The 25,983-nt window shown below is 63.3% G+C and carries 21 protein-coding genes and 1 pseudogene; 10 read left to right on the forward strand and 12 right to left on the reverse strand.

The window, feature by feature from the left end; translation table 11 throughout:
• Positions 1–24 precede the first annotated feature (24 nt).
• Positions 25–1,137: an ABC transporter substrate-binding protein gene (locus tag IB264_RS07465; RefSeq protein WP_057207611.1), complete on the reverse strand. Its 1,113-nt coding sequence runs from the start codon at positions 1,135–1,137 to the stop codon at positions 25–27.
• Positions 1,137–1,901: an IclR family transcriptional regulator gene (locus tag IB264_RS07470; protein ID WP_057224383.1), complete on the reverse strand. Its 765-nt coding sequence runs from the start codon at positions 1,899–1,901 to the stop codon at positions 1,137–1,139. Before IB264_RS07470 ends, IB264_RS07465 begins: the two co-directional genes overlap by 1 nt.
• A gap of 354 nt (positions 1,902–2,255) precedes the next feature.
• Here IB264_RS07470 and IB264_RS07475 point away from each other — a divergent pair, with 354 nt between their 5' ends.
• On the forward strand, positions 2,256–2,441 hold the full coding sequence (locus tag IB264_RS07475; protein WP_057207609.1) for a hypothetical protein: 186 nt from the start codon (positions 2,256–2,258) through the stop codon (positions 2,439–2,441).
• Between the two features lie 348 nt (positions 2,442–2,789).
• Here IB264_RS07475 and IB264_RS07480 read toward each other — a convergent pair whose 3' ends face one another.
• From IB264_RS07480 to mtnK, 5 genes are read right to left on the reverse strand one after another with little or no spacing between them, the layout of a single operon-like run.
• Entirely contained in the window at positions 2,790–3,935 is a 1,146-nt protein-coding gene (locus IB264_RS07480; protein WP_192433243.1) for a RuBisCO large subunit C-terminal-like domain-containing protein, read from the reverse strand.
• Complete coding sequence (locus IB264_RS07485; RefSeq protein WP_057224387.1) at positions 3,935–4,936, reverse strand: transketolase family protein; 1,002 nt, start codon at positions 4,934–4,936, stop codon at positions 3,935–3,937. Before IB264_RS07485 ends, IB264_RS07480 begins: the two co-directional genes overlap by 1 nt.
• Positions 4,937–4,938: 2 nt before the next feature.
• Positions 4,939–5,874 (reverse strand): transketolase, encoded by a 936-nt coding sequence (locus tag IB264_RS07490; protein ID WP_057224389.1) that lies wholly within the window; start codon positions 5,872–5,874, stop codon positions 4,939–4,941.
• 3 nt (positions 5,875–5,877) lie between these two features.
• Positions 5,878–6,972 (reverse strand): S-methyl-5-thioribose-1-phosphate isomerase, encoded by a 1,095-nt coding sequence (gene mtnA / locus IB264_RS07495; RefSeq protein ID WP_057224391.1) that lies wholly within the window; start codon positions 6,970–6,972, stop codon positions 5,878–5,880.
• Entirely contained in the window at positions 6,969–8,240 is a 1,272-nt protein-coding gene (mtnK, locus tag IB264_RS07500) for an S-methyl-5-thioribose kinase (RefSeq protein WP_057224393.1), read from the reverse strand. The genes mtnA and mtnK overlap by 4 nt, the downstream gene beginning before the upstream one ends.
• Positions 8,241–8,385: 145 nt before the next feature.
• Here mtnK and IB264_RS07505 point away from each other — a divergent pair, with 145 nt between their 5' ends.
• Genes IB264_RS07505 through IB264_RS07515 form a run of 3 tightly spaced genes read left to right on the forward strand, consistent with a single transcriptional unit; the run spans position 8,386 to position 12,062 of the window.
• Positions 8,386–9,909, forward strand: coding sequence for a sugar ABC transporter ATP-binding protein (locus tag IB264_RS07505; RefSeq protein ID WP_057224395.1), 1,524 nt, complete (start codon positions 8,386–8,388; stop codon positions 9,907–9,909).
• Entirely contained in the window at positions 9,899–10,966 is a 1,068-nt protein-coding gene (locus IB264_RS07510; RefSeq protein ID WP_156612960.1) for an ABC transporter permease, read from the forward strand. The genes IB264_RS07505 and IB264_RS07510 overlap by 11 nt, the downstream gene beginning before the upstream one ends.
• A gap of 52 nt (positions 10,967–11,018) precedes the next feature.
• Positions 11,019–12,062, forward strand: a complete 1,044-nt coding sequence (locus IB264_RS07515) for a substrate-binding domain-containing protein (protein WP_057224397.1) — start codon at positions 11,019–11,021, stop codon at positions 12,060–12,062.
• A gap of 82 nt (positions 12,063–12,144) precedes the next feature.
• On the opposite strand, the gene IB264_RS07520 is transcribed toward IB264_RS07515, so the two are convergent.
• The 5 genes and pseudogenes from IB264_RS07520 to IB264_RS07545 all read right to left on the reverse strand — a co-directional run bounded on the left by IB264_RS07520 (position 12,145) and on the right by IB264_RS07545 (position 18,146).
• Entirely contained in the window at positions 12,145–13,125 is a 981-nt protein-coding gene (locus IB264_RS07520; RefSeq protein WP_057224400.1) for a sugar-binding transcriptional regulator, read from the reverse strand.
• 92 nt (positions 13,126–13,217) lie between these two features.
• Complete coding sequence (locus IB264_RS07525; RefSeq protein WP_057224403.1) at positions 13,218–13,493, reverse strand: LysR substrate-binding domain-containing protein; 276 nt, start codon at positions 13,491–13,493, stop codon at positions 13,218–13,220.
• A gap of 284 nt (positions 13,494–13,777) precedes the next feature.
• Positions 13,778–15,004 (reverse strand): alanine racemase, encoded by a 1,227-nt coding sequence (locus IB264_RS07530; RefSeq protein ID WP_057224405.1) that lies wholly within the window; start codon positions 15,002–15,004, stop codon positions 13,778–13,780.
• 41 nt (positions 15,005–15,045) lie between these two features.
• Positions 15,046–16,925, reverse strand: a pseudogene (locus IB264_RS35570) (ABC transporter ATP-binding protein).
• A 267-nt stretch (positions 16,926–17,192) separates the two neighbouring features.
• The gene (locus tag IB264_RS07545; RefSeq protein WP_025429490.1) at positions 17,193–18,146 is read right to left on the reverse strand and encodes a LysR family transcriptional regulator; all 954 of its coding nucleotides are present in this window, start codon (positions 18,144–18,146) and stop codon (positions 17,193–17,195) included.
• 123 nt (positions 18,147–18,269) lie between these two features.
• Between IB264_RS07545 and IB264_RS07550 the strand changes: the two genes are divergently transcribed.
• From IB264_RS07550 to IB264_RS07575, 6 genes are all read left to right on the forward strand, one after another.
• Positions 18,270–20,198: an ABC transporter substrate-binding protein gene (locus tag IB264_RS07550; RefSeq protein ID WP_057207598.1), complete on the forward strand. Its 1,929-nt coding sequence runs from the start codon at positions 18,270–18,272 to the stop codon at positions 20,196–20,198.
• A gap of 131 nt (positions 20,199–20,329) precedes the next feature.
• A complete protein-coding gene (locus IB264_RS07555; protein ID WP_025429488.1) occupies positions 20,330–21,367 on the forward strand; it encodes an ABC transporter permease in 1,038 nt (345 codons plus the stop codon).
• Positions 21,364–22,236, forward strand: a complete 873-nt coding sequence (locus IB264_RS07560; RefSeq protein ID WP_025429487.1) for an ABC transporter permease — start codon at positions 21,364–21,366, stop codon at positions 22,234–22,236. The genes IB264_RS07555 and IB264_RS07560 overlap by 4 nt, the downstream gene beginning before the upstream one ends.
• 34 nt (positions 22,237–22,270) lie before the next feature.
• Entirely contained in the window at positions 22,271–23,947 is a 1,677-nt protein-coding gene (locus IB264_RS07565; RefSeq protein WP_057224407.1) for a serine hydrolase, read from the forward strand.
• On the forward strand, positions 23,944–25,050 hold the full coding sequence (locus tag IB264_RS07570; protein ID WP_244497458.1) for a pyridoxal phosphate-dependent aminotransferase family protein: 1,107 nt from the start codon (positions 23,944–23,946) through the stop codon (positions 25,048–25,050). The genes IB264_RS07565 and IB264_RS07570 overlap by 4 nt, the downstream gene beginning before the upstream one ends.
• Positions 25,051–25,067: 17 nt before the next feature.
• The gene (locus IB264_RS07575; RefSeq protein ID WP_057224409.1) at positions 25,068–25,865 is read left to right on the forward strand and encodes a M55 family metallopeptidase; all 798 of its coding nucleotides are present in this window, start codon (positions 25,068–25,070) and stop codon (positions 25,863–25,865) included.
• The last annotated feature ends 118 nt before the right edge of the window (positions 25,866–25,983 follow it).

A 25,983-nucleotide genomic window follows, 5' to 3' on the forward strand; every position in this document is an offset into this window, starting at 1 on the left:
CGACGGTTGCTGAGTCGAGGCCCGTTAGTTGCCGGCCATCGCGGCGGTCCACTTGGTGGCAAAGCCCGCAGCGTCATCGATGATCGCCTTGTCGAAGCCGACGGCGATCAGGTTTTCCATGCCTACCTTGGCAGCGATCGCCTGATAGGTGTAGCGAACCTCGGCTTCTTCGACGTCCTCGCGATAAGGCGTCAGTCCGCCCTTGCCGACCTGCGTCTGGCCCTTCTGGCTGAGCAGATAGTCGACGAACAGTTTTGCCGAGTTCGGGTTGGCCGCCTCGCTCGGGATGCCGAGGCCGCGAAGCATGACCGGCGTTCCGTCATCGGGGAAGGCAAAGCCGAGGATCTCGCCGCCGGGCTGCTCCAGGCGGGGGAAGATGGTGATGCCGGAGACGGCGATGCCGACGAGATATTCGCCGGTGGCGATCTTCTCGTTCATCGGGCCGCCTGAGACTTCACCGCGGATCATCGGGCCGATTTCGCGCAAGCCCTTCCAGCCGTCGTCGCCCTTGACCTGCAGCGTCTTCCACCAGGCAGCAAGCCCGAAGGAGTTGCGGGCGGCGTCATAGGTGGTGATCTTGCCGTCGAACGTCGCCTTGTCGGCGGCTGCCGCCTTGACGAGCGAGGCGAAACCGGTCGGGCGCTGGCCCTCCGGCAGCAGCGCGGCATTGTAGGTGATGACGAGCGGGTCCGCCGACATCACGTAGATGCCGGGATAGGGATTGGCGAAGCCCGGCAGGCGTTCGGTTTCCGGGCTGGCATAATCGAGCATGCGGCTCTCGCTGCCATAACGTGCCCAGCGGTCGTTTGCGCCGGAGACCAGGATGTCGGCGGTGCGCGCACCGCTGCCAGCTTCTGCTTCCCAGCGGGTGTGCACGGTGCCGGAGCCGAGGTCGAGCGTCTCGATCTTGATCCAGGGATAGAGTTCGTTGAAGCCCTTGATGACAGGCTGCCAGTTGTTGTCGGCCATGTTGGAGTAGACGACGAGGCCAGCTTCCTTGCGCGAGGCTTCGACGATCTGGCCGTAATCGGCCGGATAGTACTCAGGCAGCTTCGGCTCCTGGGCAAAGGCGCTGGTCGAGACCATCGCCGATGCGGCCAGCAGCCAACCGGCGAGCTCTCTCTTCAAATAGGACATCAATTCCTCCCGTGGGTTTTCCCATTTTTGAAAATGCGTCGCGAGAGCTCCTCACTTGCGCGACGCGCGGCTTCGACCGTCGCCTCGGTGACGCGATCGAGATTGTTGGCGATCCGCTCGCGCGGACCGGAAATGTTGACGACGGCGACGATGCGGCCGTCGGGATCGCGAATGGGCGCCGCGACGCCGGCGGCACCCTCGACCCGGCCGTAGAGATTGGCGACATAGCCTTCCCGACGCCCGGCGCTGACGCGCTCGGCGATGGCATCGGGGTCGTCTTCGGCTGGCACGGAGTGACCGAGATAGGTTTCGAGCTCCTGGTCCGTCAGGCCGGACAACAGCATCAGTCCGCTTGCGACGTAGTGGGCGACACGCTGTGTGGCGATATCGCGGTCATAGCGGATCTCGCGCATGGGCAGGATCTTGTTGAGATAGCGGACCTGCCGCTCGTCCGTCAGCACGGCGATGAAGCCGGTCTCCTCGATCGCCGCCACCGTTTCGCGAAGGATCGGCTCGGCCACCCGCAGGATCGTGCCCCAGCCGCTGTTTGCTTCCGACGGCTCACCCGGCAGCCGGATCAACAGGTAGCGTCCGTCGGTCTGGCGGGCGACGTACCGGGCTTCAACAAGGGTGCGCAGCAGAAGCAGCGTGCTGCTCTTCGGCAGGGAAAGGGCCTGGACGACCTCGGCGAGCGAGACTGCTTCGCTGCGCGACGCCAGCCACTCGATCAGGTCCAAAATTCTTTCCGCGCCCCGGCCGCTCATCGTGATTTTTTCCTTGTTCAATATATTGAACATGTGCTATATAATGAACTTACCGAGCGTGGCCGCCCTTGTCAAGGTGCGGCCAGTGCTGCCGTTTCCTGTGCGCCTTGTCGTTCGCCAACGAGTGTCAGCAGGCAAAGGATAAGTTCAGGCTCCTCGACGCGATTGGGGGGTTGGGAGGTTCCGGTTCATCCGATCGAACCCGAAACGTCATTTCAGACCGCAACAAATCTTGAATCGTCTGATCAAACGCTCGCCTCCATTGGCGGGCACGCTCCCATCGTGTCCGGTCTCAGATCGCGCCTCGTCAAGGTGCATGAACGACCTGGGCAGTGTTCGACTGAGGAGTGAACTATGCGTAAGCCAAAGCTTAATTCCACGGCCCATCCCGTAATCGAGCCCGGCTACAAGCCGGTGGCGCTGCCGGCGGTGCGTGCCGCCCATCTGATGCTGAAGAGCAAGCGCGATGCCGACGTGCGCCACGCACAGCGCAAGACCGCCATGCGCATCGTCAACCAGTTCGATCGTGACACCGACTGACGAACAGGCGCCCGCTTCGCACGGACGTTTCCCGAAGGGGGGGTGCGCATCGTCGCAGGAGCGGTAAGTTATCCGGCGATATCTGAGCGTGGGGGCCGACGGCCGTCGAGCGACGGCAGTCGCTCAGTTCGCGGATACGGGCGAAACCACCTGCCAGTTTCCAAACAGCGTCAAGCCAGCGGCCTTGGCAAGAGCCACGGAGGCTCATTGTCGAGCTGGCATCTGCGGGGGAATGGACACCTGGAAAGCGCTTTGCGCCGCGTAGGGCGGGCCGTCTTGCAGCGTCTTTGCTGCGACGGTGATCAAACCTGCCGGACGCACCGTCGCGCCCGGCAGGGCCTTGGGAGGCTATCTCGTAGCTGAACCGTCGTACGCTTGGCGTGCAACCGCTTCGACGATCCGGCGGCTGGCCGAAACGATGTCCGTGTCCTGAAGCAGCGCGCCGCCGATCAGATACATCACGTCTTGGCCGTAGGCTTCGCGCATCTCCGGCACACGGCTAAGATTCATGCCGCCACCTGGCGCCGGCACGATCGCCTTCGGGCCACCCATGTCGACGGCGCAGGCCTTGGCGATCGACTGGCACTCCTCGCGGGTGAAGCCGAACCGCCCGCCGAAATTCGGGTAGATGGCGGCATCGGCACCCATCAGGCGGTGCAAGGCGCCGTAGAAGCAGCGATGCGAAAAGCCTGTATCCGGCGAGACGACATTGGCACCGGAAAACGCCGGATGCGAAACGATCGGCAGGGTGAAGCCCGGGTCGGACGCCAGCGTGTGGATGACGTCATAGCCGGCGAGGGCCGGTGATATCATCACCGCGCCGGCGCCGGCTTCTTCCGCCATCATCGCCCGCTCGAACAGCTCTTTTGACGAGGCTGTGATGTTCGGCACGAAACTGGCTCGCCCGCCGCCCTTCGCATTGGCTTCACCGACAGCTTCGACACAGGCCGCCAGCCGTTCGGCAAACGGCGACGTCCTCTGATCCACCAGCCCATGGTCGTCCTTGACGAAATGCATGCCGCCGAGCGCGAAGTCGTGTGCGCGGCCCGCCAGTTCGGACGTGGACAATCCAACCGGCTTGATGGCGGACATCAACAGCGGTTGCGCGCCGATGCCGGCTCGTTGCCGGAGCCCGGCAATGCCGTGTCGTGGACCCGGGCAGAGAGCGAGGATAGCCGGGGAAAGGCCGATGTCCTCGACTTTCAACCCCGGTTTGATCGAGCTGTTGCCGAAAACGATATTGAGGAATTGCAGGAAGTCGCCGCCGATATCGTCTTCACTGTAGGAGATATCAGCGAGATAGCCGGGACGGCCGTCCGGGTCCTGCGCGAGGGCTTCGAGCTTGCCGAGGATTTCGTCCTCGACATAACCTTTGGGCACGACATCGCGCGGGATCTCGACCGTCTGTTCGAGGGCGATGTCGAGCGCCCGTGCGCGCGCCTCGGCTTCGTCGGCCGCCCTGACGTAATAGCTGACGGTAAACCGGGGCGCCATCAGAGCGCCTCCGCCTTCTGTGCCGAATGCACGTGATCGAGACGAACCTCGGTCAGTTCGTCCTCGCCGATTTCGAGCGATCTGCCGGTAAGCTCCTCGATTGCCGACACCAGCGCGCCGGCATCAAGGCCGTACTTCTTCATCAGGTAAGGCTTCGAGGCGCCATGGGCAAAAGTGTCCTTCAGGCCGAGGCGCTTCAGACGGACGCCAAGCCCCTCTTCGGCGAGGATCTCGGCCACCAACGATCCGAGCCCGCCGACGGTGGTGTGGTTCTCGAGCGTGACGATGCCCTTCTTGCCGCGCGCAGCCTTGATCAGCCCGTTGCGGTCGAACGGCTTGAGGGTCGAGGCGTGCAGGTGATGCAGCCCGATCCCGCGGGCTTCGATCGGCCGTGTCGCCCGCAGGACCTCCTCGGTGCAGACGCCCGAGCTGACGACGAGGATGTCGTCGCCTTCAGACAGGGTGCGCAGTTTGTTGAAGGCGAACGGCGTCGAGAACAGCCGGGGGACTTCGCCGCGAAGGACGCGGACATAAACAGGACCGTCGATCGCATCGGCGACCTCGAGCACGGTCTCGACCTCGGTCGCGTCGCCGGTCTCGAGGATCGTCATGTTCGGCACGGCGCGCAGGACGGCGATGTCCTCGATCGCCTGGTGGGTGATGCCGCCCGGCGTGGTGATCCCCGGCAGAAAGCCCATCAGCCGCACCTTGCGATTGGAATAGGCGATCGAATTGATCAGCTGATCGTAGGGACGCCGATAGAGGAAGACCGAGAAGGTGTGGATGAACGGCCGATAACCCTGCATGGCAAGCCCGCCGGCGAAGGAGAGCATGTTCTGCTCAGCCATCCCCAGCGACAGAAACTGCTCCGGATGCCGATCGCGAAAACCATCGACCTCGCAGGAAGAGGTGAGGTCAGCCGAAAGGCACATAACCTCAGGACGGGCTGTGGCGAAAGCCTCGAAAGCCCTCGCGTAAGGGCGGTTGACGATTTCGACCATGGTCAGGCCCCTTCCATTTCGTTCGGGCTCACGCCCAGTTCGACAGCCAATGCCGCCTGCATCTCAAGCCTCTCCTCGGCGCTCTTGAAGCGCACGTAATGAAGGCGCGGGAAGCGCTTCTGCAAGAAGTTCATTCCCTGGAACGGCGACGTATTGGCGAGGATGATGAGCGGTTTGCCGGGTTCTGCGCTGTTGGCAGCAATGCGCATGGCCTGCAGATCGTGACCGTCGATCGAGCGGCAGGTCGCCCCGAAGGCTTCGACCCGACGGGCGAGGTCGCCCAGATCGAGAACCGAGGACATGGCGCCGTCGCATTGCTGGCGGTTGACGTCGACGATGACGCGGATGTTGTCGATCCCGTGATGCGCCATGGCGGCAAGGCATTCCCAGGTTTGTCCCTCCTGGAACTCCCCGTCGGACATGTAGACCCAGACCTTGCCCGGTTCGTTACGTTTCTTTCGGGCAAAGGCGACGCCTGCGGCCATGGAAAGACCTTGCGCCAGCGAGCCCGTCGTCACCTCCATGCCCGGGCTGTGCTCGGCGCCGATCATCTCGACGGAGCCGCCGTCCTTGTTGAAATGGTCGAGAGCACTGTCGTCCATCCGGCCGACCTCGATCAGCGCGCTATAGATCACCAGCGCATAATGCGCCGGCGAGATGAAGAAGCGGTCGTATTCGGGTGCCGCAGGGCCGTGGTAGCCCGCGCCGGTAAAGGCTTCGGGATTATCGGCAGAGGGCACGCCGCGAAACGGCAGCGGCACCTTTGGCAAGGTCGGCTCGCCGAGCGTCAGGATCTCGTTGTAGAGCAAGGCAAGGCTTTCGGCCGCCGAACATGCCTGGCTCAGATAGCCGCCATTATTCTTCATCGTATGGAAGAAGACGCGGCGGCGGATGCCGAGCGCGATCTCTTCGGTCGTCTTCTGGTTCGTGAGGCTCATCGGTCAGCTCCTTTCCGGAAACAGCGCTTTGAGGCCTCCGGGCGAGGGCACGGCGACGCCGCGCTCGGTGATGAGGCCGGTGATGAGGCGTGCCGGCGTCACGTCGAAGGCCGGGTTTGCCGAAGGGCTGCCTTCCGGCGAAACGCGAACCGAGATGATCGAGCCGTCGGGACCGCGGCCCTGGACAAAGCTCACCTCGTCGCCGGTGCGCTCCTCGATCGGAATCTCCTTCACGCCGTCCTTGACCGTCCAGTCGATGGTCGGCGAGGGCAGCGCGACATAGAAGGGGACGTCGTTGTCGCTGGCGGCAAGCGCCTTCAGATAGGTGCCGATCTTGTTGCAGACATCGCCATTGGCGGTGGTGCGGTCGGTGCCGACGATCACCATGTCGACTTCGCCGTGCTGCATCAGGTGCCCACCGGCGTTGTCGACGATCAGCGTGTGCGGCACGCCATGGCCGTTGAGTTCCCAGGCGGTGAGCTGCGCACCCTGGTTGCGCGGCCGGGTCTCGTCGACATAGACGTGGACGGGGATGCCCGCCTCCGTCGCCATGTAGATCGGCGCTGTCGCCGTTCCGTAGTCGACCGTTGCGAGCCAGCCGGCATTGCAGTGGGTGAGGATGTTGACCGGCTCGCCGGGCTTCTTGGTCGCCGCAATCTCGCGGATGATTTTCAGGCCGTTGGCGCCGATCGCCCGATTGAGTTCGACATCCTCCTCGGCGATCTCGCCAGCGCGGCGATAAGCGGCTTCGGCGCGCTCTTCGGCCGGCAGAGGGCGCAGGAACTGCCGCATGGCGTCGAGCGCCCAGCGCAGGTTGATCGCCGTCGGCCGGGTCTCGTTGAGCTCCTCCCAGACTGAATCGAGATGGCGGTCTGACGGATCGTCGGCCATGGCAATGGCGATGCCGTAGGCGGCGGTGACGCCGATCAGCGGCGCACCGCGCACCCACATGTCGCGAATGGCGACGGCGACGTCGGCGACCGTCTTCAGCGTGACGATCCGGAATTCGTGCGGCAGCCAGCGCTGGTCGATAATGTCGACCGAGCGGCCGTCGGCGTTGAGCCAGATCGTATGGTAGTGCTTTTCTCCGACTTTCACGAAAGTGTCTCCTGCTGAAGCCGCTGCGCGGTTGCGCGAATATCCCTGAGGCTCGCAATGCGATCCCGGTTGACGGCAAGATGGCGCCCGAGCTTGAGCGCCTTGCTTTCGCATTTGGCGCGGCGGCTGAGGTCGTCGATGGTTTCGAAATCGGCGTTGTGGGCAAGGCCGAGGATGCGCCTGAGGATCTCGACCCCGGCAAAGCCGAGCATCTCGCGGTAGATCTCATCGAGGACGATAGTCAGCGCCTGTTCCGAGCCGAACGGGTCGTCGCGCTCTTCGAAAACGCTTGCCTGGTAGAGAATGCCCTTGCGCTCGCTGCGCCAGAGCGCGGAAAACTCGTCGCAGAAGGTTTCCCAGATCGTCTCTGTCGTATCCAGCAGGTAGGTGCGCATCTGGTCGCGTTCGCCGGCCGCGCTCTCGTGGCCACCTTGAGAGAAGTAGCTCATCCAGAAGTTCGCCAAGAGCATGCCGACATCGAAGCTGATCGGTCCGTAGAAGGCGAATTCCGGATCGATGACGCGCGTCTCGTCGTCGGTGACCATGACCGAACCCGTATGCAGGTCGCCGTGGCAAAGCGTTTCGGCCTTGGCGGAAAAGATATGTTTCAGCCGCTGCGCTTCGACCTTCAAGTCACGGTCGCGGCGGAGTTCCTCGACCAGGCTGTCGAGGTGTGGTGTCGTATGCCGGTTCATCTCCGCCTCGAAGTAGGGATCGGAGAAAACCAGGTTTTCGGTGATATCGCAAAGTTCGACATTGTCGGCGAAAAGCGCGAGATCGGCCTTTTTGTCGCGCGTCGGCATCGAAAGATCCGAGCCGCGAAAGAGCGTGCGGGCGGCGAAAAGCCCGAGATCGCGACCGATCTTCGGCAGCCTGCGCCCCGCGATCAGCGCGCGCCGCAGGATCACGTGCGGCGTCAGGTACTCCATGATGATCATCGCCTGCTCGGCGTCGAAGTACAGGATTTCCGGCACCATGCCCGGGTCGCGCGCCGCCTGGCGGGTGAGGGCGTGGTATTCGAAGAACGAGCGCTTCAACGGCAGGGGCCAGCGCTCGCCGACGAGCCTGACATAGGGGAGCGCCTGCTTGACGATCGCCGCGCCCTTATCGCCCGTGACGATGAAGACGAGATTGAGGTTGCCGTCGCCGACCTCCTTGACCTGCCAACGGCCATGATCGCCGCCGATCCTGTCACATAGCGCAGCATTGCCGCTCAGCCTTAATGGCAGCGTTTCGGCGCTGAGCGCCTCGAAAACGTGCTTGTCCATATGGTCCTCCCTATGGGCATGGCCGGCCTCGGCCGCTCCTCGCCATGCTGTCATGGACCATAGGTAAGTCGGCATTCTGTCAAATGTCAATCGCCTTGACATTTGATGGATAGCCATCCTAACCTGACTTCATTGGGAGGAGAGCATGAGCGAACAAGCAGTGTTTCGCGTCGAGGGCGTGCGCAAATCCTTCGGGCCGATACCGGTTCTGAAGGGCGTCGATCTCGAATTGCGCAAGGGTGCCGTGACGGTGCTGATGGGCGCCAACGGCGCTGGAAAGTCGACACTGGTGCGCATCCTCAGCGGCGTCTACGTCGGAGACGCCGGAGCCATGCAGCTGGATGATCTCCCTTTTTCGCCGACAACACCGGCGGAGGCGATCCGTGCTGGTGTGGTGACGGTTCACCAGAACATCAATGATGGCGTCGTTGCCGACCTCGACGTCGCGACCAACCTCACGCTCGACCGGTTGAACGGCCGCGGTGCGCGCCTGTTCTTCAACCCGCGCCGGGTAAGGCGCGAGGCTGCCGTCGTCGCCGCCCGCATGGGCCTCGCCATAGATCTTTCCGCTGATATCAACGATCTGACGCTCGCCGACCGGCAGATGGTGGCGATCGCCCGCGCCATGGCGCACGAGCCGCAGGTGCTGATCCTCGACGAGCCGACCTCGTCGCTGTCGAGCGCCGAGGCTGATCGGCTGTTCGAGCTTCTCGATCGGCTGAAAGCCCGTGGCGTCGCGATCCTTTATATCTCGCACCGGATGTCCGATATCCGCAGGCTCGCCGACAGCATCGTCACCCTGCGCGACGGGCGCATAACCGGCCGCTTCGAAGGTGCGGATCTGGACTATGAAGGCGCCGTCAACGCCATGCTCGGGCAAAAGGTTTCGGCAGGGGACGTCACCGTGCGCGAAGGGCTCGGTTCAGTCTTTTTCGCCCAGGGACTGAAACTTACCGAGACGTCGCGTCCGTTCGATCTCAAACTGGGCGATGGCGAAATCGTCGCCGTCACCGGTCTTGTCGGCGTCGGCAAGACGGCGCTGGCCGAGACGCTCTTTGGGGCGCGCGGGCCAGCGGCTGGCCGGATGACGCTCGACGGCGCCTCGTATCGTCCGCAGAGCACCCGCCAGGCGATCACCAAGGGCGTGTTTCTAGTTGCCAAGGATCGAGCCGACAGTGGCATCGTTCCTGACTTCAACATTTACGAGAATATCAGCCTGCCGTTTCTCAAGCGGCTGTCGCGCTTCGGCATATCGAACCGCCGGTCCGAACGGGCGAAATCGCGGGCGCAGATCGCAGCGCTCGGCGTCGTCTGCCGCAGCGAGCGCGACGAGATGCAGACCCTTTCCGGCGGCAATCAGCAGAAGGTCATGGTCGGGCGTTGGCTTTCCGAGCCCTCGCGCCTGCTGATCCTGGATGAGCCCTTCCAGGGCGTCGACATCGCCGCGCGCCGCGATATCGGCGCCAAGCTGCGCGCCTCGGCCTTTGGGCGTGCGACCATCGTTTTCCTGACCGAACTCGACGAAGCCTTCGAGATCGCCGACCGCATTCTCGTGATGTCGGAACACACTGTGGTCGGCGAGCATCGCAACGCCGCGGTCGACGTCGAGCGCCTCCTCCAGGAGATCGCCGGCCAACATCATCAGCAGGGACAGCCCCATGAGCAGTGAACAGATGAAACCCGCGTCCCCCGCCGCTTCGGTGCTGCCGGCGCCACCGCCCAGTCCCGCCGTCAGTCTGCGCGATATCGCGATCAAATACGGTTTCCTCGCCCTTCTGGCCGGACTGGTTCTCTACTTCTCGCTGGTAACGAACGGATTTTCCTCGCCGCAGAGCGCCGTCTTCATCCTGCAATCCGTGTCGATCACCGGCATCCTGGCGCTCGGCGTCACGGCGACGCTGGTCGTCGGCGGCTTCGACCTGTCGATCGGCTCGGTCGCGACCACGGCGATGATGGCGTCATCCTATGTCATGGTGGTGATGGGCGGAGACGCCCTGACGGCAACGCTCGTCTGCCTGGCGATCGGCGTTCTCGTCGGGCTGATCAACGGTATCATCATCGTCTACATGCGTGTGCCGGACCTGCTGGCGACGCTCGGCATGATGTTCCTGCTGCTCGGCTTGCAGCGCATACCGACCGAGGGCCGTTCGATCGCCGCCGGCATGACGCTTCCCGACGGCTCGGTCGCGTCAGGCACTTTCAGCCCCGCTTTCCTGGCGCTTGGCCGCCATCGCTTCGATCTCGTCCTGCCGAACCTTGTGCCCGTTGCCGTCGTGGTGCTGATCGTGCTGGCAGTGCTGATCTGGTTCTTCCTCGAATACACCCGCTTCGGACGGATGATGTATGCGGTCGGCTCCAACGAGCGCGCCGCCGGCCTGGCTGGCGCCCCTGTCAATGCCTACAAGATCTCGGCCTATGTCATATCAGGCGTCTTCGCGTCGATCGGCGGCATGCTGCTCGCAGCGCGTCTCGGCCGCGGTGACATCGCCTCGGGCAACAATCTGCTGCTCGATGCCGTTGCCGCCGCGCTGATCGGCTTTGCCGTCTTGGGGGCGGCCAAGCCGAATGCGTTCGGCACGGCGGTCGGCGCGCTCTTCGTCGGCATCCTGCTCCAGGGCCTGACGATGATGAATGCGCCCTATTACACGCAGGATTTCATCAAGGGCGCGGTTCTCGTCATCGCCCTGATCTTCACCTTTGCGCTCTCGAAAAGAGGCAAACGCTGACGGGAAAGCCCCGCCCGCGGACAACAAACGTTCACCAGTGGAGGAGACTGAAATGAACATGACACGCAGAGCAATGGGCAAGCTGGCGCTTGGCCTTGCCGGAACCGTGGCTTTCGCCACCGCTTCCTTTGCCGCCGATATGCCGAAGCCCTTCGACAAGCCGGCTGACGTCAAGATCGCGCTGGTGCGCTATCTCTCGACCGGCGATTTCTTCCAATCCTACCTTGCCGGCGTGGAGGCGCAGGCAAAGGCTCTCGGCGTTCAGTTGCAGGTTCTCGACAGCCGCCAGGATGCAGCGCTGCAGGCCGACATGGTCGACCAAGCGATCGCGCTCGGCGTGCAGGGGATCATCATCCAGCACGGTCTGACGGAATCGATGAAGGAAGCAGCACAGCGCGCCGTCGACGCCGGCATCAAGGTCGTTGCCTTCGACGTGAACGTCGAAAACGAGAAAATCCCGCAGGTCGAACAGTCCGACCGCGATCTTGCCCGCCTTGCCCTGGAGCAGGCGATCAAGGACAATGGCGAGAGCTTCAAGGCGGGCTACGTCTATGTCGCCGGCATCGCGCCGCTCGACCGTCGCGACGAGACCTGGAAGGAATTCAAGGGCAAGTATTCCGGGATCAACGAGGTCTCGCAGTTCGGCACCATGGACAACCCGATCGCCAACTCGGTTGCCAACCAGGCGCGTTCCGTCATCTCCGCCAATCCCGATATCACCGTGATGTTCGCGCCCTATGACGAGTTCGCCAAGGGCGTCAAGATTGCGGTCGACGAAGCCGGTCTTTCGTCCAACGTGAAGATCTATTCCGCCGATATCTCGACCTCCGATATCGCGGCAATGCGCGAGCCGGATTCCGCCTGGGCTGCGACTGCCGCCACCAACCCGGCCGTGGTCGGGCAAGTCTCGGTTCGCACACTCGCCATGCTGCTTGCCGGCGAGGATCCGGGCCGCAGCGTCATCGTGCCCCCGACGTTGATTACCCAGAAGGACCTGAACGATCAGGACATCAAGAACATGGAAGAACTCGGCACCAAGCTGCCGCAGTTCGCCCATGCGGATGTCGCCATGCCGGCTTGGATGCCGAAGCCCTGATCACGCGGTTTGTTGATGAAAGTGGGGCGGTCGAAAGACCGCCCCGTTTGCGTACTGCCAGCCCTACGCATCACAACGCGCTTTAAGTCGTCGTTGCGTCTACCTTGCCGAGACCGTCCCGGCTCCAGCGCTCCATCACCCGGCGCGCCATTGATGTCGTGACCACGAGATGCGAGGCAAAGCCGCCCTTCAAGGCCGCCATCAGTGGTTCGAACTTGCTCTCTTCCTGGACGACCAGCATGCGCTTTTTGATGGCGCGGATCGATGAGAGGTCCGCCGAGATGCAGCGGCGATTGTGGGCGCAATTCACCCATTGGCCGTCACGGTCGATCAATTGTCCCGCAATGACGCCGACAGCGCCTTCCTCGCCCATGCGGTGCATTTCGCTGGCGCTGAGTGCGCCGCACTTGACGAGGTGGCTGTCGTCCTCGATGCCGCCGACGGAATAGAGCGCCAGATGACAGTCGGCGATCGTCGACAGCTGCTCGCGGATCACCGGCTCGCCGCGAAGCTCCTCGGCCAGCCGCTCGGACGACAGCACGAGCGGCGCGTAGAAATTGATGCCTTCGGCATTGAGCCGGCGGGCGATCTCCGTCGTGCACTGGTCCGGCCGATAGGAATAGGGCGCGCCGAGATTGCCGCAGAGCTGGACCACAGTGACGCCACGCAGGTCGGCGAAGGGCATCACGTCGGCGATATGATAGACCGTTCGCCCCCAGGCGACGCCGACGCGATCGCCCTTGTTGATCAGTTCGAGAAAGACGGATGCAGCCAGCACCGGCATCTCAGCCGTCGGGTCCATGGCCTGCCGGTCCTCCGGCACGATCCAGGCCGCCGTGACCCCGGTTGCATCCTCGAGCTCGCGCGCCAGCACGTCGTCGGTGAAAAGCTCGGTCGAAGTGGTGATGTTGACGATCCCGGTCTCGCGTGCTCGCCTGAGATAGGTCGCGACAGAGGCGCGGGAGATCCCCAGTTTCTGCGCAACTTCGTCCTGCCGTAACCCATGGCTATAGTAGAGCCACGCGGCTTTGTGCATGATCTGATCGGTGTTGCGGATAGGCATGGGGATCCTTCAGTTGTCGATTGCTGACATTATTCATCGGCCGTGACATAAGTCAAATTGCCATTCAGGCAAAGTTGGAGGCGGGCGTTGCCTCAGGCGTTGGAGCCGCGAAAGTGTCGCGCTTGCGCCTCTTCCATCAGCCAGTCGACGAAATGCGCAATTGCCGGCCGTTCGATCGCCGCAGGCAACGTCACGATATAATAGGCGAATTCGCTCGGCCATGGTCGATCGAGAGCGACGGCTAGGCGGCCGTCGGCGATTTCTTCCCGCGCATAGATACCGCGGACAAGTGCAACGCCCTGACCAATGACAGCAGTTCGGTCCAGACGGAACGGAAGACCGTCTGCCGTTGGAAACGAACGTTTCACCGGCCGGGGTCGCTTGAGAGCGGGGCTGATCCTTAGGGGTAAAGGTGGCGTGCCGGCGGGCAGGTTTTGCCGGCTGAAGGCGAAGGCCCGCCTTCAGTTCTACAGCGCCACGCGTCTTAATAGACGCGCAAAGGTCGCCGTAGCACTTTGAATTGCTGCATGTTTTTATCCTTAGATCGGATAGGACCTAAGGAAACATGCAGTGGGCTCCGGTTGGGCCACACGGCCATCGCGTAGCACGGGCGGCGATGTCGTTGTGACGCATCCGTGCGTCACACGCCCGATCAGGTCTGGCAGCAGCGGGCATCGACCGGCAGTGTCGTCGCCCCGCCATCGGCGTGATGCAGCGTGAAATGATCGAAGTTGGCGATCGATGCGCAGGAGTGGTTGGGGAAGACCCGCACACGGCTTCCGAGGGTCAAGGGGCGTCCTGAGAAGGGAACGAAGCCATGTTCTTCAGACAGCCGCGCGAGCGTCCAGACACCTGTTTCGCCATCGCCTTCGGCGCTGACGACGGTGCCGAAGCCGGCGCCGCCCATGCCGTGGGCGCCGCGATCGGAGCTCATCGACTTGGAGCCGGCGTCGATGATGAAGTGCGTGTCATTGGAGGCAACGACGCGCGCAACCACCGAGAGCGCCAGGTCGTCGGCCGTGCAGATGCCGAGCCTGAGCGCGGTTCCGTCGAGGAACACGTAATTGCCGGGCCGGACGCAGTCGACCTCCTGGGACAGAGGTGCGCCGACACAGGTCGGCGTTGCGCCGACGGAAATGCAGTCGACGGCGATGCCGCGGTCCCGAAGCCGGCCGGCGAGACCGGCAAGGTCTGCGGCCTCATCGCGGGCGACCTTGGCCAGGCCCTGCGGGCCAGTGGCCGCGTAGGAATGGCCGGCGTGCGAAAGCAGGCCGGCAAAGTGCAGGCCGTCGGAAGCGGCGATCTGGGCGCACAATTCGAGCGCAACCGGATCGTTCGGCTTGAGGCCGACGCGGCCGAGGCCGACATCGACCTTGAGGAAGACGCCGATTTCGACGCCGTGACTTGTGGCGGCCGCCGACAACGCTTCGACGCCCGTCGCGCTTGCCGCAATCGTGCGCAGCTGCGTGCCGCGCGCCTTGACCACGGGCAGCAGACGGTCGAGCGACTGCGGCTTGACGATGGGATAGGCAAGGATGATCGACGGTATCCCGGCTTCCGCAAAGACCAGCGCCTCGCTTGGCTTGGACGCGGTGATGCCGCGGGCGCCAAGTGCCAGCTGCCGTCGCGCGACATAAAGGCTCTTGTGCGTTTTCACGTGCGGAAACATCGAGACGCCGGCTTGATCGGCACGCTGCTGCATGGCCTCAATGTTGCGGGCAAGGCGCAATTCGTCGACTTCGATATAGGGCGTCGGTCGCTCTGCGGCCGCAGGGCGCAGGAAGCCGTTGGCTTTCGGTTGCGCCGGGGCGCTGTCGATGTCTGCGGTCACGTTGCCGGTAGCGTTCGCAGCCGCCAGCGTCACTTCGGAAGTGTTCATCTCGGAATGCTCTGATCTGAAGAGGGGATTGGTTGTCGTCGTCAGCCCGTTGCGACCTGTCGCACGAAATGGCTGGATGAGACCTGTTGCATCGGCAGTTCGCGCGGCACGAAGTCCGGCGGGCGCACGGCGCTTGGGATCTCGTCGGACATCGGCTGGCGGCCTTCCGGGCGGCGTGTCGGGTCGGCGATCGGAACGGTCGACAGGAGCTTGCGGGTATAGGGATGCTGCGGATTGCCGAAGACCGAACGGCGGTCGCCGATCTCGACGATTTCGCCGAGATACATCACCGCGACACGGTGGGCGATGCGCTCGACCACGGCCATGTCGTGGCTGATGAACAGGAGGGCGATCTGCATCTCGCGCTGCAAGTCCATCAGGAGGTTGATGACCTGCGCCTGGATCGTCACGTCGAGCGAGGCGACGGCCTCGTCGGCGACGATCAGGCGCGGGTTGAGCGCAAGCGCGCGGGCGATGCAGATGCGCTGGCGCTGGCCGCCGGAAAACGCGTGCGGATAGCGCTCGAGATGCTCAGGCGACAGCTCTACTTTGGAGAGAAGCTCGGCGGCGCGGGCGCGCATGACCGCGGTCGAGCCCAGCTTGTGAACGCGCATAGGGTCCATCAGCGACTGCTCGATCGTCATGCGCGGGTTGAGCGACGAGAACGGATCCTGGAAGACCATCTGGGCGTCGCGTCGAAACCGCGCGAGCATAGCGCGCGGCGCGCCGATCAACTCGGTTCCGTCGAACCGGATCGAGCCCGAACGCGGTCGGTCGAGCTGCATGATCGAACGGGCAACCGTCGACTTGCCACAGCCGGATTCACCGACCAGCGCCAGGGTCTCTCCCGGAAAGATGTCGAAGGAGACGTTCTCCACCGCGTGCACCCGACCCGAGACATGGCCGAACAATCCGGCTTTGAGATCGAAGCGCGTCACCAGGTTGCGCACCTCGACGAGCGGCTTTCGGGTTTCCTTCATCGGCGCGGACGCGTTCATTCTGTCACCTCGGCAAGCAGGCGCTCGGGTTCGAACACAAGCAACGGAAATTTCTCCGGCGCGTCCTTGTCGGCCATGCTGCCGAGGCGCGGCACGGCGGAAATCAGCGCGCGTGTGTAGGCATGTTTCGGCTTGGCGAAGATGTCGTAGACCGTGCCTTCCTCGACGATCTCGCCCTTGAGCATGACGCAGACCCGGTCGGCGACTTCGGCAACCACGCCCATGTCGTGGGTGATGAACAGCACCGACATGCCGATCTCGCGCTGCAAGGCGCGAACCAGATCGAGGATCTGCGCCTGGATGGTCACGTCGAGCGCGGTTGTCGGCTCGTCGAGGATCATCAGCGAGGGGCGGCAGGCAAGGGCTATGGCGATCATGACGCGCTGGCGCATACCGCCGGAAAGCTGGTGGGGATACTGGTCGAGCCGGCGCTCGGCATCGGGCACACGGACCAGCTTCAGGGTATTGAGCGCGATCTGGCGCGCCTCTTCCGGCGTCTTGTCCTGATGATGGATCACCGCCTCGGCGATCTGATCGCCAACAGTGAAGACGGGGTTCAGGCTCGACATCGGATCCTGGAAGACGATCGAGATTTCCGCGCCGCGCAGCGCCTCGACCCGCTTTTCCGAGAGCTTGGCGAGGTCGGCGACCTTGCCGTCCTTCAAACGCATCAGCACCCGTCCGCCGGTGATGGCTGCGCCGTCATATTCGGTCAGCCGCATGATTGTCATCGCCGTGACCGATTTGCCCGATCCGGATTCTCCGACCAGCGCGACGGTCTCGCCGCGCGCGATGCTGAAGGAGACGCCACGCACCGCGCGCAGCTGCGCCCGGGTGCCGGCAGCGAAGGAAACTTCGAGGTCTTCCACGGAAAGGATGACATCCTCGGGCAGCTCAGGCTTTGCGGATTTGGACAGGATCATCAGCACATGCACCCGATTTCGAAGGGACGTTGCGCTTTCAGGTCTCGCAACGAGGTCGCATCCTGTCAATACGGAAGGGAGGTGCGATCAGCCCTGTCCGCCGGGTCGCTGGAGCAGACATCGGCCTCGCTCCCGATCCGCTGCCGCCGCAAAATCCAGTGAAATCAATGTGTCACGATTGTGGCAGGCAAAACTATGCGCTTTGCGCATTGTATCGCCTGTCTTCGCATATCGCGCCGGTCGTGCGATTTCGGGCGGATTGACGCCTCAGGCCGCGTCGGTCGTTGCCTCGAAGCCGCTCTTGTACTGGGGCAGTGCGGCACATTGCTTGAGATGCTGCCATAGCGCATCGCTGTCATGGCTACCGGGGCCGGCGCGCCTGAAGATCCGGATCTCCATTTCCAGCGACATCTGCTGGCCGCCGATCTGGGCCAGGCGTCCCTGCCGCATGGCCTCGGCGACGCAAATCTGCGGCAGCCAGGCGACGCCCCGCCCGGCAACGGCCATGTGCTTCAAGCCATCGGCAAGGCCGGACTGGTAGACGGTGCTGAGGTTGAGCGGGCGGCGCCAGCGCGATTGGATCAGCGTTGCCAGCTTGCCGATATAACCGTCGCTCCAGGAATAGGCGAGATAGGGGATCTCGGTGGTTTCGGGCACGTCGATGTCGAACAGCGGCCGGCCGTTGTCGTCGGTTCCCGATACGAGAATGAGCCGGTCCTTGCCGATTTGCAGGGATTCGAACGGGCCGCCCTCCAGCACCGGAGGGCCGTCGGGATGGACATAGGTGATGGCGAAATCGCACTGGCCGGAGCACAGGTGATCGATGCTTTCGAGGAAGTCGGCCGCATGCATGCTGGTGCGAAGCGGCATGCGCGAGATCAGCGGCGAGCCGATCCACTTTGGAAAGAAATACATCGCAAGCGTATGCAGCGAGGTGAAGGTGAGCATGGCCGAGCTTTCGCCGGCGACATTGCGGCAGTCGGTGCGCAGGCGGTACGCTTCGCGGACGAGCCGTTGGCAGCCGGGCAGGAACATCGTGCCGGCCCGGGTCAGCTGCACGGGGTAAGTGCTGCGGTCGATCAGGTCGGCGCCAATCCAGTTCTCCAGCGATTTGATGCGTCGGCTGAAGGCCGGTTGGGAAATATTGCGCGCGGTCGCCGCCGTCGAGAAATTCCGCGTCGCGGCGATTTCCAGAAAATCTTCAAGCCATTGCAGTTCCATGCCGGCCCTCATGCGTGTTTTGCATAGTCTATCCTAACTACACATTGGACAGACCTGCAAGCGCTCTTCTAGCCTCCCTTATAACGAGAAGAAAACTTCCGCCTCCACCAAATGGGAACAACGATGAAACGCACCTTAGCCCTAGCCCTCAGCCTGGGGCTCGGCATCGCGGCTGCGCCCGCTATGGCCGAGACCAAGAACCCCGGCACTTTCGTCTTCATGTGGACCGACGACATCCAGTCGTTCGATCCGGCCTATATCGCCAACACGCCAAGCTCCTACGGCGCGCTCAACATCTACAGCCGGCTGTTGAACTTCAACGGCTCGAAGATCTCCGAGTTCGTGCCGTCGCTTTCGACCGAGGTGCCGTCGCTTGAAAACGGCCTCATCAAGCAGGGCGACGACGGCTCGGTGAGCTATACCTTCCCGATCCGCAAGGGCGTTTTCGCCCACAAGGTCGGCGTCAAGGGCGCCGACGGCAAGGTCACCTGGGAATATTACGACAAGCTGACCGACGCCCAGAAGGCGACGATCGAGCCGGGCTACGGCCAGATCACGCCCGAGGACGTGCGCTATTCGCTGCTGCGCGCCATTCTTCAGGGTCAGTCGTGGATGTCGAACGCGATCACCGAGGTGATCACCGCCGGCAAATATACCGACATCGCCAAGTGGGTAGAGACCGAAGGCGAGGTCAAGTCCATCAACGACGCCAGCCCCGAGATCCTGCGCAAGGTCTATGACCAGCTCGCCTCGCAGATTATCGTCGATGGCGACAATCTCACGCTGAAGCTGCCGAAGTCGTTTCCGGCCACCCTTGGCGTGATCGCGCTGCCGTTCGGTACCTCGGTTCTCGACAAGGAATGGGTTGCCTCGGTCGGCGGCTGGGATGGCTCGGGCGATACCTGGAAGGCCCACTATCGTCCGGAACTCGGCGCCAATCCGCTGTTTGCCGAGGAGAACGGCACAGGGCCATTCATGCTCGAGGAATGGGACCGCACCGACCGGCGCATCACTCTGAAGCGCTTCGACAATTATTTCATGGGGCCGGCCAAGCTCGAGCGGGTGGTCATGCGCACCGTTCCGGAATGGACGACGCGACGCCTGCAGCTTCTGTCCGGCGACGCCGATTTTGTCACCGCGCCGGTCGAGTTCATCGACGAACTCAGCAAGACCGAGGGCGTCAAGGTCATCGACGGCCTGCAGAAGGTGTTTTCGCGCGGCGTCTTCTTCGCCTGGCCGCTCGACGACAACGACAACCCGGCCATCGGCAGCGGCAAGCTCGACGGTGCCGGCATTCCGCCGGACTTCTTCGCCGACATCGATGTGCGCAAGGGCTTCAACTACGCCCAGAACTACGATGCGCTCCTGAACCAGGTGCTGCTCGGAAAGACCGTGCAGTCGCGCGGGCCGACCGTGCGCGGCATCATGGGCTATCGCCCGGATTCGCCTGTTTACAGCTACGATCCCGCCAAGGCCGAGGAACACTTCAAGAAGGCGTTCGGCGGCAAGCTCTGGGAGACCGGCTTTGCGTTTACGGCCTATGTCACCGAAGGCAACCCGCAGCTGACCGCCGCACTTTCGGCGCTGCAGCAGGGCCTGTCGCGCATCAACCCGAAGTTCAAGATGCAGATCCAGGCGCTGCCATGGGCATCCGTTTCGGACAAGCTCAACAACCGCGAAAAGCCGGCCGCACCCTTGACGGTGATGGGCTGGGGGCCCGACTATTCCGACCCGGGCGGTCCGCTCGGTGCCGCCAGCTACTATCTCTCGCCCACGGGTCTCGTCGGCGGCATGGTTGGCCAGGGTTATCGCGACCTGATGGCGGAGAAGTTCAAGCCGTTGCTCGATGAGGCCTGGGCCTCGGTCGATCCCGCCGTGCGCGAGCCGATCTACGCCAAGCTGCAGGAAATGTCGTACGAATACGCCACCACCCAGTTCCTGTGGGAGGACTTCGGCTACGTCGTCACCCGCAGCAACATCGATGGTTATGTCGACAACATGATCCTCTACGGTGCCTGGGACTTCTATCCGGTCACCAAGGCCAACGACTGATTGGCTACTGCGCCGCGCGTCTTATTAGACGCGCAAAGGTCGCTGTAGCACTTTGAATTGCTGCATGTCGGGCGGCATCCCCGCCCGACATGCCTTTGTTTCATTTTCCCTGAAATCGGAACGTGTGAACCGTGCTGAACTATGCACTCAGACGACTGATGATGTTGCCCATCGTTCTCTTCGCTCTGTCGTTGATGATCTTTGCGCTGCAGATGTCGCTTTCGCCGACGCAGAGACTGGCGGCCTATGCGCCGTCGCCTGATTATCTCAAGGGTGGTCAGGAAAGCATCCGCAGGATGATCGAACAGTACGGGCTCAACGACCCCTTCTACATCCAGTACGGCCGCTGGATCGGCGGCATCCTGACCGGCAATCTCGGCTGGTCGGAGACGGCCCGCCAGCCGGTTTCGACCGCGCTGATGTCACTGTTTCCGGCGACCCTGGAACTGGTGGTGCTGGCCTTCGTTCCATGCCTGCTGCTCGCGGTCTTCCTTGGCTCGCGCGCGGGCATCTATCTCAATCGTTGGCCGGATCACCTCATCCGCATCTTCACCATTCTCGGCTGGTCTTTCCCGGTCTACGTCTTCGGCCTCTTGATGCTGTTGATCTTCTACTCGGCGCTCGACTGGTTTCCGCCCGGCCGGCTCAGCCAATGGGCCCAGACGGTGGTCAGTTCCGGCGACTTCGTGCGTTATACCGGCGCCAACACTGTTGATGCGCTGCTGAACGGCAATTTGGCGATCTTCGGCGATGCGCTTCGCCACCTGGCAGCGCCGGTGATCACGCTGACCTATGTCAACGTTGCCAGCATGACCCGGGTGATGCGCACCTCGATGCTGGAGACGCTGCGCCAGGACTATGTGCGCACCGCCCGCGCCAAGGGTCTGCCGCGCCGTGTCGTCGAACTGCGTCATGCCCGGCGCAACGCACTTCTGCCGGTTGCGACCATCGCCGGCATGGAGCTCGCCGTGATGATGGGCGGTGTCGTCATCACCGAGACGATCTTCGACTATGCCGGCCTCGGCCAGTTCGCAGCCAAGACCGCCGCCAATCTGGATTTCCCGGCGGTTCTCGGTTTCGGCCTCTATTTCGCGGTCGTTCTGGTGCTGATGAACCTGATCGTCGACCTTATCTATCCGCTGCTCGATCCGAGGGTGAAGACGCAATGAAGGTTCTTCGTTACCTCGCAAGAAATCCGGTGTCCCTCTTTGGCGTCGTGGTGCTTCTGGCCTTCGTGCTGATCGCCGTCTTCGCGCCGGTTCTGGCGCCGCCGCAGAGCTTCCAGCTTTCACCCTACGACACGCCGCGTGCCGGCTTCCTGGCGACGCCGCAACCGCCTTCGCCGGAAGCCGTTTTCGGCACCACGCAAGGCCAGTACGACATCTTCTACGGTGTCGTCTGGGGGACGCGCACGGCGTTCAAGATCGGTCTCGGGGTCGTGGCGATCTCCGTGCTGATCGGCACGGTGGTCGGCGCGGTCGCCGCCTATTATGGCGGGCTTGCCGAAGAAATCCTGATGCGCATCGTCGACGTGTTCATGGCGGTGCCGTTCCTGATCGCGGCCATGGTGCTGACGGCGCTGCTTGGCAAGGGCATCGTGCCGATCACCATTGCCCTGACGACGTTCGGGTGGATGAGCTATGCCCGTATCGTGCGAAGCGAGATCCTGAGGATCCGCGAGATGGACTATATCCATGCGGCACGCAGCTACGGCGCCAGCGATCTCAGGCTGATCGTGCTGCATATCCTGCCCAACGCCATGTTCCCGGTGCTGGTGCTGGCGACGATGGCGACTGGTTCGATGGTGCTGTCCGCCTCGGCGCTCAGCTTCCTCGGCGTCGGCACCGAAGAAGGCTATGCCGACTGGGGACAGTTCATCGCCTACTCGCGCAACTGGATCGTCGGCCAGCCCGGCAACCCTTTCCAGTTCTGGTACACGCTGGCCTTCCCCGGCGCTGCCGTCTTCCTTTTCGTGCTGTCGTGGAACCTTGTCGGCGATGCGTTGCGCGACATGCTGGACCCTCGCCATTCCCATTGAGACCCATTCCTATCGAGACCCAAGGAGCGTACCGATGCCCTCTCTGTCTGCCGCCTCGATCGAGCTTTTCGAGGATCTGATCCGTTACGAGGTCGAGGACAAGGCGATCCCGTCGATCTCCTATGCCCTTGTCGACCGTGACGGCGTGCTCGCCGAAGGCCATGTCCAGCGTCATGACCGGCATTTCGACATGGGCAAGGACACCTGCTTCCGCATCGGCTCCATCACCAAGACCTTCACCTCACTGGCGATGATGCAATTGGTCGAGAAGGGGCTGGTGGATATCGATGTCGACGTGTCGACCTATCTGCCCGGCTTCAAGCCGATAAACCCGTTCGCCGGCGCCGAGGGCGGGCCCTACGGCTCGGTCATCAGCCTGCGCAAGCTGATGACCCATACGGCCGGCCTTGTACGCGAGCCGAAGAGCGGGCATTATCTCGATGCCACCCGTCCGCCGCTCGAAGACACGGTCAACGAGCTGGCAAGCTCGACCTTGAAGCAGGACCCGAGCCTCGGGGTGATGCATTACTCCAACGCCGGCATCGCCGTCGTCGGCCGGGTGATCGAGACGGTCAGCGGCCAGAGCTACTCCGATTATGTCGCCGCTAACATCCTAAAGCCGCTCGGCATGGACAGCTCCTCGTGCGGCATGGCACCCGGCATTCGTGAAAGGCTTGCACCAGCTGACATGTGGACGCTCGACGGCGACACGCCGGCGCCGGTGTTCAGCCTCGGCGGTTCGCCGGCCGGCAATATCTTCTCCACCACCGGTGACATGGCGCGTTACGCCCAGTGCCTTCTGCGCGGCGGCTTCGATGCTGAGGGCAACTCCATCATCTCGCCGGCGGCGCTGCGCGAAATGTGGACGCCGTTCGGCAAGCGCCCGGCCGGTCACGACAAGACGCTTGCCGGCTACGGTCTTTGCTTCGGGTCCGGTGATGTCGACGGCTGGACCTCTGTCGGCCATGGCGGCGCCGTCTATGGTTATGCTTCGCAAATGATGCTGCTGCCGGCCGCCGGCGTCGGTGTGCTGATCTTCGCGACGCTTGACTTCTCCAACCAGATCGCCTCGCGGCTGGGCGTCGACGGCGTGCGCATCGTCCTTGCCGAACGCAGGATGGGCAAGATGCCGGAGCGCGTGCAGCGCCCGCCTGCAATCTCCGAGGCGCAGTTCAAGACGCTGCCGGGCTATTACCGCGACGACGCCACGCAGGAGATCGTCGAGGTCAAGTCCAAGGACGGCAAGATCTACCTGATGGGCGAGGGCGTGCCACACCAGATTCGTCCGGTCGCCGGCAACGACTTCGTCATAGACGGCCGCATCTACGGGCGCGGCGCTGATTATGCCCATATGAACCTCTCCTTCCCGGAAGCCGGCAAGCTCCTCTGGAAGGATGCGAACTGGACGCGCATCGAGGCACCTCTCGACGAGACCGTGCCCGACGCGATCAAGCCGCATCTCGGCGAATACGGGCCGGATTTCAACATCACATACCTGACCTACAGCCATGGTGGGCTGAAGTGCCTGATCGAGTATTTCTGCACGCACACGTGCGAGCCGGTCGAGGAAGGGCGCTTCCGCATGCACGGCCGGCTCTACGAGGACGAGATCCTCGAACTCGACGCCGTCGATGACAACGGCAAGCGCGGCATCCGCGTCGGCCCGATGTTCCTGGAACGCCGCAGCCCGTCCCGGGCGGAAGCGGCGTGATCCGGACCATGGTTGCTCCGATCAAGATGGAATCGCCGCTCGGCGCCCGTATGTTCATCGGCGGGCGCGAGGTCGACTATTACTGCGGCACGTCCTACTTCTGCCTGCACGGCCACCCCGAAGTGATCGAGGCGGCCTGCGACGCCACCCGGCAGTACGGCATGGGGCCGGGAACGCTCGCCCACATGCAGGTCTATGCCGACCTGCAGGAGCGGCTGCGCGACTGGTTCGGCACCGAGGAGGTCGTCTACATGATCTCCGGCTACACCAGCCCGATGGTGCTGCTGCAGGGGCTACGCAACGATTTCGACGTCATCCTCATCGACTCGGCCACCCATTACAGCACCCGTGACGCGATCCCGACGCTCGGCAAGCCGATCCACGAGTTTCGCCATGCCGACCCGGAAGATCTCGCAGCGCAACTGTCGCTGCATGTGAAGGCAGGCGAGCGGCCGGCTGTTCTGACGGACGGCGTTTTCCCGTCGTCAGGCAAGCTTGCACCGCTTGCCGACTATCGCCATGTGATGGCTCCCTACGAGGGTGCGCTGCTCTGCATCGACGATTCCCACGGCGTCGGCGTTCTCGGCGAAACCGGGCGTGGCTCGCTGCAGCATGCCGGGCTCGAGGGCGAGGGCAATTTTCTGGCCGGCACTATGAGCAAGGCATTCGGCGCACTCGGCGGCGTCGTTCCGGGCGACGCAGCGCTTGCCGAAAAGATTGCCCGCAACGCAATGATCATGCGCGGCGCCTCGCCGGCGCCGCCCGGTCTTGCGGCGGCGGCGGCCGCATCGCTCCGGGTCCTGCAAACGACGCCGGAAAAGCGCGCGAACCTCACCCGCAACATCAAGCATGTGCGCAGCGGCCTGCGAGCGCTGGGCTTCGAGGTCGCCGACACGCCGGTGCCGATCGTCACCGTCAAGGGCGTGACCGATCTCGAGCAGCTTCGCGACCGTCTCGCCGAACGCGACATCATCGTCCGGGTCCAGCAGGCGGGCGGCTATTCCGACGCACCCGACGTGCCGACCCTGCGGCTCGCGGTGTTTTCCGAACATTCCCCAGCTCAGATCGATCGGCTGCTGCAGTCGATGGCCGAGCTTCTTTGAAACATGAGGGAGCGATCATGAAGGTTTTCATCAGCGCAGATATCGAGGGCACGGCGGGGATCACCGCCTGGGACGAGGCCAAGAAGGGGCATCCGGAATACGAGGAATTCCGCGAATACATGACCGACGAGCTGGTGGCGGCCTGCGAAGGGGCGAAGGCGGCCGGTGCCAAGGAGGTGGTAGTCAAGGATGCGCATTCGACCGCGCGCAATCTGATCCTGTCGAAGCTGCCGGCCTATGTCAGCATCGTCAGGGGTTGGAGCGGTCATCCAGATCTGATGATGTTCGGCATCGACAAGAGTTTTTCGGCAGCCCTCTACACTGGCTATCACAACAAGGCCGGCACCGACACCAATCCGCTCGCCCATACGCTGACCGGCACGGTGTCGCGGCTTTTGATCAATGGCGACGTGGCGTCAGAATTCACGCTGAACGCATTTTGCGCCGCACGCTACGGCGTTCCGTCGGCGTTTCTCTCCGGCGACGCCGGCATGTGCGCTGAGGCCAGGGCGATTGTTTCCGGCATCGGCACCGTTGCCACCAGCGAAGGTTTCGGCCCGGCGACCAGATCGCTGACGCCAAAGGCCTCGGTTGCCGCCATTCGCGAGGGCGTGGAGAAAGCGCTGTCGGGTGATCTCAAGGGCTGCCTGCCGAAGCTCGCCGACCGCTTCGAGCTTGTTGTCGAATACACGACCCCGATCGAGGCCTATCGCGGCAGCTGGTATCCCGGTGTTGAACATGTCGCCGCCCGCACGCTGCGCTTCGAGGCCAAGGACTTCTTCGAAATCCAGCGCGCCATCCGCTTTATCGTGTGAGCGAGGCGATTTGCAGTGGGCCAGACGTTGCGTCGCGGCTCGCCGAGCCTCCGCCGGCAAGGGCGTCGGGACCTCGTTCACGATTATCGTCGGCTGCCAGCCAACTGAAGCACTCGCG

The sequence above is a fragment of the Ensifer sp. ENS11 genome (assembly GCF_014851895.1).
In the GTDB taxonomy this organism is placed as follows: Bacteria; Pseudomonadota; Alphaproteobacteria; order Rhizobiales; family Rhizobiaceae; genus Ensifer; species Ensifer canadensis.